The following is a 2,310-nucleotide window of genomic DNA, read 5'->3' on the forward strand; positions in this document are numbered from 1 at the left end:
CCGATCCGTTGGCGCCTTGCACGGTGACGGTGGCGCCAGCTTCACCATTACCGGTCACCACGGTACCTGCGCCGTTGATGGTGACATTGGTCGGTAGCGCAGGCGGTTGCAGGTCGGCAGCGGTGTAGCGGGTGCTGCCGGACGTATTGCCCGCAACGTCGGCCTGGCTCACCGCCAAGACCTGGCCATTGAGCTGCGCGGCGTTGAGGTTGACGGCGTACACGCCACCGCCATTGACCACGGCGCTGCCGAGCACGTTGCCACCGGCATCGCGCACGGTCACCGTGGCACCGGCCTCGCCGGTACCGCTCAGCACCAGGCCGTTGGTCGACAGGCTGGTCACCAGCGGGTCGGCTGGTGCGGTGGTATCGGCTGCCTGCAAGAAGGTGGGTTGCGACTCGCCGCCCACCAGGGCCACGGCGGTGACCTGCAGGTACTCGCCGTTGAGCTGCGCCGAGTTGAGCGTCAGCGTAAAGGTACCGTTCAATGTCGCGCCACCTGTACCGATCAGGTTGCCTGCGGCATCGTACACACGGATGCCGACGCCGCTGGGCGCGTTACCTGACAAGGTCAGGCCGTCGCTGCCCAGCGTCACGTTGGTCGGCGGTACTGGCGGAGCCACCAGCGGTGTGACATAGGTCGCCACCGCCGACGTATTGATGCCGTCGGACTGCGTGATGGCCAGCGTTGCCAGCGAGCCTGCTGCCGGCGTCAGGGTGATCTGGAAGTTGCCAGCGGCGTCTACCGTCCCAGTGCCTAGCACGCTGCCGCCCAGGCTGACGGTGACCGTGGCATTGGCCTCGCCCTTGCCGGTGAGCACGTTGAAAGTGTTGTTGATTGCCAGGTTGGTCACCAGGTCAGGTGGCGAGGTGTCGTTGGCCTGGTAGGGCGCAGCAACCGAGACGTTGCCGGCGTCATCGGTAGACACCACGCTGAGCAACTGGCCATTGTTCTGCGCCGGGCTGATGGGCACGGTGAAGCGCCCGTCGGCACCGACCTCCACCTGGCCCACGAGGGTGTTGTCCGGGCCACGCACGGTGATCAGCGTGCCGGCCTCGGCAGTGCCGGTCATCGATGTGCCGGCCGGGTTGAGCAGCAAGTCGCTTGGCTGCACCGGTGCGGTCAGGTCGGGGGCGCTCAGCTCCAGGGGGGCCGACGGGTTGCCGGTGGCGTCCTGGGCAATGATGGTCAGCGTTTCGCCGTTGATTTGAGGCTGGCTCAAACCGAGGACGAAGGTGCCATCCAGGTCGACCGTCACCTGGCCCAGCAGGTCACCGTTGTTGTTTATCACCGTGACCCGGGTACCGGCCTCGGCGGTGCCGATCAACTGGGTACCGCTGTCGTTGATGCTGGCAATGACGATGGCCGGCGGCGTTACGTCGACTGCCGTGACGATACTGATCGGCGACACGTTGTCACTGGCGTCGGTGAGGGTTACCTGCACCTGCTGGCCATTGAGCTGGGCGGTGTCCAGGCCGACGCTGAAGGTGCCGTCGGCAGCGACCGTGGTGGTGCCGATTTGCGTTGTACCCACATAGACGCGCACCGTGGTACCCGCTTCGCCAACCCCGGTCAGCTCATCGCCTGCCGCATTGAGCCGCAACTCGGTTGCAGCAGCGGGCGGCGTGAAGTCCGGCGCCTGCACGCTGACGGGCGCGCTGACGTTGCCGGGCGGATCGGCCTGCAGTACCGACAGCACCTGGTTGTCGATTTGTGCAGGCGACAACACGACGCTGAAGCTGCCGTCGGCCAGCACCGTAGCGGTTCCCAGTACGCTACCGGCGGCGTTGCTCACGATCACGGTGGCGCCGGCCTCACCCAGGCCAGTGACCACACTGCCGTCGGCGTTGATCGCCACCTGGGTGAGCGGGGCAGGTGGGGTGAAGTCCGGGGTCTGCAGGGTCGCTGCTGCCGACACGTTACCGGCGGCGTCGGCCTGGGTGAAGCTGAGCAGCTCGGCATTGCCCAGTGCCGGGTTCAGGGTAATGGTGAAGTGCCCGCTGGCATCGACGATGGCGCTGCCGATCGGGGCGCCGCTCGGGTCGGTCACGGTCACCTCGGCGCCGACTTCGCCGCGGCCGGTCAGGGTGACACCATCGCCGGAAACCGCCAGGTCGCTCGGCGCCGCAGGTGGTGTAGTGTCTGGCGCGGTGATGGTGCTGGCGGCCGACTGGTTGCCGGCCGCATCGGTCAGAAGCACCTGTAGCGGCTGACCGTTGGCTTGCGGCGAGGCGAGCACGACCTGGAAGCTGCCGTCGGCGCGCACTACGGCCGTGCCCAGCACGCTGCCATCGGCAGCCCATACCCACA

General features: G+C 67.3%; 1 protein-coding gene. It reads right to left on the minus strand.

Translation table 11 applies throughout. The annotated features are described in order from the left end of the window. Positions 1-2,310, minus strand: a 2,310-nt coding sequence (locus tag G1E_RS29260; RefSeq protein WP_256220432.1) for an Ig-like domain-containing protein, incomplete at both ends; no start/stop codon positions are given.

The organism is Pseudomonas sp. TJI-51 (assembly GCF_000190455.2).
Taxonomy (GTDB): Bacteria; Pseudomonadota; Gammaproteobacteria; order Pseudomonadales; family Pseudomonadaceae; genus Aquipseudomonas; species Aquipseudomonas juntendi.